This is a genomic window from Streptomyces sp. NPDC007896, from assembly GCF_042959425.1.
Classification (GTDB): domain Bacteria; phylum Actinomycetota; class Actinomycetes; order Streptomycetales; family Streptomycetaceae; genus Streptomyces.
On record NZ_JBIBKX010000046.1, the window covers coordinates 2,814 to 10,319 of the forward strand.

At 70.0% G+C, this 7,506-nt stretch carries 7 protein-coding genes; 2 read left to right on the forward strand and 5 right to left on the reverse strand.

Features of this window, described 5'->3' with window-relative positions; genetic code table 11:
* The first annotated feature begins 695 nt into the window (after positions 1-695).
* Positions 696-1,721, forward strand: coding sequence for a hypothetical protein (locus ACFZDJ_RS54805; RefSeq protein WP_391070777.1), 1,026 nt, complete (start codon positions 696-698; stop codon positions 1,719-1,721).
* A 425-nt stretch (positions 1,722-2,146) separates the two neighbouring features.
* On the opposite strand, the gene ACFZDJ_RS54810 is transcribed toward ACFZDJ_RS54805, so the two are convergent.
* The 5 genes from ACFZDJ_RS54810 to ACFZDJ_RS54830 all read right to left on the reverse strand — a co-directional run bounded on the left by ACFZDJ_RS54810 (position 2,147) and on the right by ACFZDJ_RS54830 (position 6,208).
* Entirely contained in the window at positions 2,147-3,031 is an 885-nt protein-coding gene (locus ACFZDJ_RS54810; RefSeq protein ID WP_391070779.1) for an NmrA family NAD(P)-binding protein, read from the reverse strand.
* 190 nt (positions 3,032-3,221) lie between these two features.
* A complete protein-coding gene (locus tag ACFZDJ_RS54815; RefSeq protein ID WP_391070781.1) occupies positions 3,222-4,172 on the reverse strand; it encodes an alcohol dehydrogenase catalytic domain-containing protein in 951 nt (316 codons plus the stop codon).
* A 139-nt stretch (positions 4,173-4,311) separates the two neighbouring features.
* Positions 4,312-4,683: a nuclear transport factor 2 family protein gene (locus tag ACFZDJ_RS54820; RefSeq protein WP_391070783.1), complete on the reverse strand. Its 372-nt coding sequence runs from the start codon at positions 4,681-4,683 to the stop codon at positions 4,312-4,314.
* Positions 4,684-4,910: 227 nt separating this feature from the next.
* Positions 4,911-5,807, reverse strand: a complete 897-nt coding sequence (locus tag ACFZDJ_RS54825; protein WP_391070785.1) for a DNA/RNA nuclease SfsA — start codon at positions 5,805-5,807, stop codon at positions 4,911-4,913.
* Between the two features lie 26 nt (positions 5,808-5,833).
* Positions 5,834-6,208, reverse strand: a complete 375-nt coding sequence (locus tag ACFZDJ_RS54830; RefSeq protein ID WP_391070787.1) for a nuclear transport factor 2 family protein — start codon at positions 6,206-6,208, stop codon at positions 5,834-5,836.
* 178 nt (positions 6,209-6,386) lie between these two features.
* On the opposite strand from ACFZDJ_RS54830, the gene ACFZDJ_RS54835 reads away from it, so the two are divergent.
* Positions 6,387-7,385, forward strand: coding sequence for a WYL domain-containing protein (locus ACFZDJ_RS54835; protein ID WP_391070789.1), 999 nt, complete (start codon positions 6,387-6,389; stop codon positions 7,383-7,385).
* Positions 7,386-7,506 lie beyond the last annotated feature (121 nt).

Sequence of the window (7,506 nt, forward strand, 5' to 3'; positions counted from 1 at the left end):
CGGGCGCGTGGGAGTGCGGGCGCCCATGCGCCCCACTGGGAACTGTTGTTGGCCCGGGGGCCCGCCCCCGCCGGCGCGCCGGGCCCGGGGGCCTTCCGCGGTCCCCGCGCGCGGGGACCGCGGAAGGCCACGGGCCAGGTCGCGCTTGGGGCAGCCGCGGTTCCGCAGCAGAGGGATCACGAGGACTGCTGACGCGCACGGCAGCGCGCCCACTCCACAGCAGCACGTTGAGGCTGGCTGAGTGGACAGGACCACAGGGGAGCCCGTGACCGGGGAGGAAGCCAGCCCGTACGCCGAGGCGGTTCACGAGCTGCCCCGCCTGGCGCGAATCGTGGATATGGGTCTGGGACCCGCAGCACGAGGGGGTGGCGAGGCATCCACCCGGAATGCTGCGCTGAAACGGCCCCCAGGGGAGCCTTGCAGTGTGCCTTTGGCCATCGGCTCCCGAGACCGGACGCCGGGCGGTAGGGTGCGGGCAGTGGCTGGCGCATCGGCCCAAGCCCGCTCCCTGGCCCATGACCGGGGTGCACCACGGCGAAGGTGCCCGCGGACCCCGCGCACGAGGGTCCGGTCTGTGAGCATCAGTGTGAGGCGTACGTCTTCCGGCGGCCACAGGGCCGTTGAGCCTTCCGCATGCTGCTCTTCGTCACGCGCATCGGGTCATGGGGCCGGGCGCGGGAAGATGCGAGAGCCGTATGACCAAGAGCCACGGCCGTAAGAGCCGGGCGCGAAGCAGAAGCCGCCGCCAGGGCGCCGCCTACACGGCCGCCAACGCGGGAACCCTCCACGTACACGCCAGCGGCCCGTCCCACACGGACCTCCAGCCAGCCGACCCCGGCCGGTGGGGAGTCGAGACCGTGCCGGACCAACGGACGGCTGCCGCGCTGATCGGGGCCAGTATCGAACGGTGTGCACCGTGTCGGCAGTCCCTGACGGCGAAGCTCCTCGAGGAGGACCCGATCGTGCTCGCGGTGACAGCGGACGCCGCCTACCGCCTGCGGGCAGCCCGCGAAGTGGAAGGAGAAGTCCCCGCCGACGGGCCCGCCCAGGTGTTCTTCTTCCTCGCTCAGCACGCCCGCGCTCATGGGGGCGACGCCCGACTGCTGCTCACAGGAGTCGAGCGGATTCCCGCAGCCGACCGCGCGGCGCTCCTGGACGCTGCGCTGGACCTGTGGGCCTTCTACGGCCGACAGCACCCCGGTCTCCTCCACGGCCACGGCACCGGCGGCGTAGAGGGCCGGACGGAGACGGTCGCCGTCCCGCTTGATGAAGGCGGCGTCATCCGTACAAGCCCGCTGCCACGTCACCGTCCGTCCGTAACCCGCCACCCCAGCAAGGAGAACCGGCTCCGTATGAGTGAGAACACCGAGGACATCGTTGGGCATGCGGAGAGCGCGGCCCGCTCCCTCGCCGAGTTCGTCACCGACCTCAAGTACCGGGGGATCGAGTACCCGCTGGAGGCCTACCGCATCTATAGCTTCCTCACCCGCGTGGCGGGGGAGATGAGGGCGGCTCTGACCCTGCTCGGGACCTCCGTGGAAGGCCTTCGAGACAGGGAACTCCTGAGGGACGAGACGCTCGGCGAAGCGATCCAGCGGTTCACCGGCGCGTCCGTCGCGGCCGAGGAACTCGCGGGAGTGCTGGGCAGGGCATACTCCGCCGTCGGGCACCTCGCATACAGGGAGGCGCCCAGCGGACAGGAGCCCACAGTGCGCGGCTGAGTCTGCCTGTTCGGCGGGTGTGCGTTCGTCTGCGGACGCGGTGAGTCAAGGCCGGGGCCGATTGGTGGCCCCGGCCTTGGTCACGTTGTTGTGACTTTGAGCGCTACATGGCGGGCTGCGCGTAGGACGCTGCTGGTCACAGGGCAGCTTTGATTTCCAGATGGCGGCTTCTTTGCGCGGTAGTTGGCGAGCCGGGGGCTGAACCGCGCGGCTCCACCGATGAATCCGCAGGTCGCTGCGACTGGGCGGGATAGATGACACCGTGCCATGGGTTCGACCTGGGGTGGGTCGTTGAGCGGATCGCCGTACTTGGCACCGGACAGTCGTTCTTTGTTGCCGCCTTCGTCTGTTTTGCGATCCAGTTGACACTGGCTATCCGCGGGATTCGTGGTGAGCTGCGCACCCGTGTTCGTGAATGTGGTGGGTCAGCCGCGCGGGTCGAGGGTGCGGGCGGGGCCGGCCCTGAGGGCATCCGCGACGGCATGGGCCAGGGGAGTGGAGGGCCGGCCGATGAGCTGGGGCAGGTCGGTGCTGTCGGTATACCAGTCGCCTCGGGTGGCCGCGAGGCTGGTGTCGGCGAGGAGGTCGGCGAACGCGTCGGGCAGGCCGGCGCCGGCCAGGATTTTGGCGTACTGGTCGACCGGCAGGTCCCGGTAGGTGATGGGTTTGCCGGTCTGCCGCGATACCTCGGCGGCCAGATCGGACATGGTGAACGCGGTTCCGCCGAGTTCGTAGACCTTTCCCGTCTGGTCGTCGCTGGTCAGGACGGCGGCGGCGGCCGCGGCGAGGTCGGCGCGGGTGGCTGCGGAGATCTTTCCGTCGCCGAAGGAGCCGATGATGGCGCCCTGTTCCAGGGCGGGGCCGAGGGTGCTGGTGTACATCTCGGTGTAGGCACCGTTGCGGAGCATGACGTTCGGCAGTCCGGAGGAGCGCAGTTCCTGCTCGGTCTGCTTGTGCTCCTCGCCGAGCCGGAGGGTGCTGATGCCGGTGTTGACGAAGCCCGCGTAGGCGACCAGGCCGACGCGAGCTTCGGCGGCGGCGGCGATCGCTCGCCGCATCTGCGGGTACCGCTGCCCGAACACGGCGCCGGGTATGAGCAGCAGCGTGGTGGTGCCAGTGAAGGCGGGCACCAGGGTTTTGGGCCGGTCGTAGTCGGCCTCGCGGACCTGCACGCCTCGCTCGGCCAGGTCGGTGGCCTTGGCGGGGTCGCGGACGGCCGCCACGATGCCGCTCGCGGGCACTCCCCGCTTGAGCAGTTCATCGATGACGAGACGGCCGTACTGTCCGGTCGCCGCGGTGATGGTGATCATGAGGTTTCCTCGTCGGAGTCGGTGTGGTGACGTTTTGGAGCCGGGTGCCGGGGCGCGCGGACGCGATCGGGCATCCGGCGCGGCCCCGGGCGGGGATGCCGCCGCTGTTGCGCCGCTGGATGGCGGTAGCCGTCCTGTGGCGGGCGTGGGGCTGGCTGCCTCGGCGCAGGAATACCGGGGCGCTGCCGAGTCAGTTGCCCGGGTCCATGAGGATCAGGCCCTTGCCGTTGATCTTGCGGCCTTTTTCCAGGTCGGTGATCAGGGCGGTGGCGGTGTCCAGGGGGACGGTTTCACCGATGGACATGCGGACGTCTCCGGCGGCAGCCCGGGCGGCGGCCTCGGTGAGGGTCCGGGTGTCGGGCACGCAGAAGAAGATCTTGTGGCGGCGGGCAAAGGCGGCGTGCGCGAACTTGGCGGGGGTGGCGTTGATGTCGAGGTAGACGCCGGTCTTGTTCAGCAGCCGCATCGCGGTCCGGACGGGGAGAGAGCCGTTGGTGTCATAGACGACGTCGAACGCGCCCTGGAATTCTGCCTGGTCAGCGGGGTCGGTAGTGGTGTAGTCGTAGACGTGGTCGATGGTGAGAGCACGAGCGCGTTCCATCGTGGTGGGGCCGCTGGTGCCGGTGACGGTGGCACCGAGGGCCTTGGCGAGCTGGACGACGGCTTCGCCGACGCCGCCGGTTGCCCCGTTGACGAAGACGCGCTGCCCGGCTCGCAGACGGGCGCGGCCGATGAGTCCGGTCCAGGCCATGACCGCCGGGGTGGCGAGCGCGGCGGCCTGTTCGAAGGACAGGCCGGCGGGCTTGAGGGCGAGGTGGGAGGCGGGGGCGATGACCGCCTGGGCGAACGCGCCGCTGGGCTTGAGCGGGGCGATTCCGTACACGTGATCACCGGGCTTGACGGCCGTGACGCCGGGGCCGGTTGCGGTGACAGTGCCGGAGAAGTCCGAGCCCATCGCGCGGGGGAAGGACCGGCCGGTCATCATCTTCAGCGCGCCCTGCCGGACCTTCCAGTCGATCGGGTTGACCGCGGCCGCGGCGACCGTGACCGCGACCTCGCCCTCCTTCGGCGAGGGCAGGACGAAGTCCTCCAGCCGCATCGTGTCCGGGCCGCCATAGCGGTAGTACTGGATCCTGCGCATGAGACGTATTCCTCGAAGAAGACCCGCCCTGACGGACGGGGTGGCGCGGTGCTGGGGTACTGGTGCGTGTCGACGGTGCCCCGGCAGGGCCGTGGATCAGGTTGTGGCGTCGGGCCGGTGGTGTCACCGGCCTGCGGAGTTACTGGTCTGCGCCGCCGCGCAGGGCGGCGAACGGCGTCTGGTCATACACGACCCGCAGCGTGCTGATCTTGCCGTCGGTGACGGTGAGGTGAGCGCCGGTCGTGTTACCGGGAACGGGTGCGGTGTCGATGCTGTACATCAGCAGCGCGGACGTGTCGTCGCCGAACGCGCTGATCACCGTCACGCCGCTGATCATCGGCAGGAACATGGCCTCGGCCTTGCGGAAAGCATCCTTACCGGCCAGGTGGATGCCCGGCGCGTCGTAGACGATGTCGTCGGCGGCGCGGCCGACGACGGCGTCCAGGTCGTGGGCGAGACGCGCGTCGAGCCAGGCGAGTGCGACGTCGCGTGCGGTGGTGGCGGTGGTCATGGGGGCTCCTTGCGTTCGGTGGCGCGGGCCGTCCGGCCGGCGGCCCGTCTGCCTGCATTTTTGCTGCCCTATATGACAGGTTGTGTCATATAGGTGGAAAAGATCTCTTCCGGTGCCCCCTGTTGTGGCGTGGGGGCATGGCGGGGCCGGGCGAGCAGTTGCCGTCGCGCAGTCCGGTTCGCGACGGCCTCCCCCGGGTGCGGTGCCGCCCGACGGCGGCCGGCTCCTCAAGCGAGGAACTGTGGGGTGAGTTCGAATTGGCGGGCGACGCGGACGCCGGCCGCATCCAGCTGGAAGTTGACCTGCCAGATCTCGACGCCGCGCTTCACGGCTTGGGCGACCTGCGCTTTGACCTCGTTGTGATGGCTGCTGTGGCGGACCTGGAAGCCGGGGTTGTCGTAGAGGAAGCAGACCAGGAGGACCGCGCGTTCGTGGGCTTCGAGGCTGTGGCCGAGTTCGCCGATGTGCTTGACGAGTCGGTCGGTGGAAGCAAGCGGCGGGCGGGGCCGGGTGCGCACGTGGTCGCCGAGGGGCACCTGGAGATTGTCCAGGGGAGTCTTCACCTCGACGTAGGTGTCGTCGTTGACGAGGAAGTCGAGGCGGGAGCGGCCCAGGGTCTTCTCGCGCTGGACGCTGCGCGCGGTGACGATCTTTCGCAGGAGGTTGTTCGTCAGGGCCTGTTCGACGTAGCGGTTCGCGGCGGTCTGGTTGATGCCGATCCAGGCGGGCTTGCGGGTGCCGGGCGCCTCGACGCTGACGGCCTCGACGGTGTACGGGGTCTTGCGGGCGGGGTTGTGGCTGCGGGAGAGCAGGCAGGGCAGGCCGTTCAGGACGAGGTTGCCAATGCGGCCGGTGGTCGGGCAGTGGCAGGCGACCTCGGTCCCGGCGACGTCGGCGTCGATGATGAACCGGTTGGGGCGCCGGACGACACGGGCCCAGGTCAAGGGCTCGGCGAAGCAGATCTGGTCGCCCCGGGTGGTGAGTGCTGCGGCGGTGTCGGTCATGCTGCCTTCGTTCACGTGCATGCGGGTCACACGTGCGGGCCGGGCCTCGGTGTGGTCCCGGACCCGCACGGTGAGGTGGTGCGGCGGCGGGCGCGCCACGTCACCGGCCGGTACCGTCACGGCCCCGGCCCGGTGCGCGCGGCCGGTCAGTGCTGGGGGTTGCCGCCGGCCTGGACGAGCGGGGAGAGGTCGAAGACGCTGAGAATGTGGGTGATCTTGCCGTTCTCGATGGTGAGGTAGTCGATGCCGCGGAAGTCCTTCGCAAACGGCGTCTCGGTGGTGTAGACGGTCACGGCGTGGGTGTCGTCGCCCAGCACGCCGATCACGCTGCTGCTGATGAGGGTGCTGGTGAACGGCTCCAGGAACTGGCGGTAACGCTCCAGCCCCTCGAAGCGGCCGTTGGGCGCCTGGCACACGATGCCCTCGGAGACGAAGGACAGTGCCTCGTCGATGTTGCCGCCGAGCCAGGCACGGACGAATTCGTCGGCGATCTTCTGGGCGGAGCCGGTGATGGCAGTCATTGAAGGTGTTCCCTTTCCTGGTGCACTGCTCCCGTGCGTCCCAGGCCCCAGTACAGCCCGTGTACCGGCAGCCCACCTTCCGGGAGCGTCCGGGCCGCGTCCTTCGGCGACCCGATGACTGCATCCTCGCGGCCTTATATGACACCTTGTGTCATATAGCTGAGAGACTTTTGGAGCCATGAGATCCGACCGCCTGCTCTCGATCATGCTGCTGCTGCAGACCCACGCGCAGCTGCCCGCTTCCGACCTGGCCGACCGTCTGGAGGTCTCGGTCCGCACGATCATGCGCGACGTGGAGGCCCTGTCCACGGCCGGTGTCCCCGTCTATACCGTCCGCGGCCCCCAGGGCGGCATCGCCCTGCTCCCCGGCTACCGCACCGACGTCACCGGACTGACCGCCGACGAATCACGCGCCTTGTTCGTGCTGCTCTCCGGCACCGCCCACGCCGACCTCGGACTGGGCCAGGCCCTCGGCTCCGCTCTGCGCAAGGTCATGGCCGCCCTGCCCGCCCCGCACCGTCCCGACGCCGACCTGGCCAGCCGCCGCATCCTCATCGACCCCGTCCGCTGGCGCGGCACGCCGGGCCCCGATCGCCCCGCTCCCGACCTCGCCGCCTTCCAGCAGGCCGTCCTCGGTAACCGGCGCCTGCGCCTGCGCTACCGGCACGGACGCGACAACCGCGTACACACCTACACCCTCGACCCCTACGGCCTCGTCAACAAAGCCGGCGTCTGGTACCTGGTCGCCGACCACGATGGCGAGCCCCGGCTTTTCCGCACCGACCGCGCCCTGTCCGCCACCGTCCTTACCCAGCCCGCCCAGCGCCGCGACGGCCTGGAGCTGACCGACGTGTGGCAGGCCCTGCGCCGCCGCATCGACGACATCCCCGCCCCGCTCGCCGTCACCGCCCGCGTCCGCGACGAGATCCTGGCGAAGTTCCTCCGCATCCACGAAGCCGACCTCGCCGACCCCACCCCGACCGACTCCCGATCCGAGGCGGACGGCGAACCGGGCTGGACGAGGGTCGAGCTGCGCTTCCGCTCACTCCTTGCCGCCGAAGCACTCCTTGCCTTCGGCCCCGACGCCGTCGTCCTCACCCCCGACGGCCTCCGCCAGGCCCTGGCCCGCAAAGCCGCAGCAACCGCCGCTCTCTACACCCCCCGCCAGGACACCTGACCAGACGGCCCCAGGCACGCCCGCTCAGAAGCCGTTGCCATACCGATCATGGAGTCTGTTGATCGAACGGGAGTCTCGATCGGGTGATCGCGGGCACTGCCCGGCATGAGAGCAGGGCCTG

Coding starts and splice junctions, on each gene's coding strand:
- ACFZDJ_RS54805 (WP_391070777.1), top strand. CDS start 696: ATGACCAAGAGCCACGGCCGTAAGAGCCGGGCGCGAAGCAGAAGCCGC.
- ACFZDJ_RS54810 (WP_391070779.1), bottom strand. CDS start 3,031: ATGATCACCATCACCGCGGCGACCGGACAGTACGGCCGTCTCGTCATC.
- ACFZDJ_RS54815 (WP_391070781.1), bottom strand. CDS start 4,172: ATGCGCAGGATCCAGTACTACCGCTATGGCGGCCCGGACACGATGCGG.
- ACFZDJ_RS54820 (WP_391070783.1), bottom strand. CDS start 4,683: ATGACCACCGCCACCACCGCACGCGACGTCGCACTCGCCTGGCTCGAC.
- ACFZDJ_RS54830 (WP_391070787.1), bottom strand. CDS start 6,208: ATGACTGCCATCACCGGCTCCGCCCAGAAGATCGCCGACGAATTCGTC.
- ACFZDJ_RS54835 (WP_391070789.1), top strand. CDS start 6,387: ATGAGATCCGACCGCCTGCTCTCGATCATGCTGCTGCTGCAGACCCAC.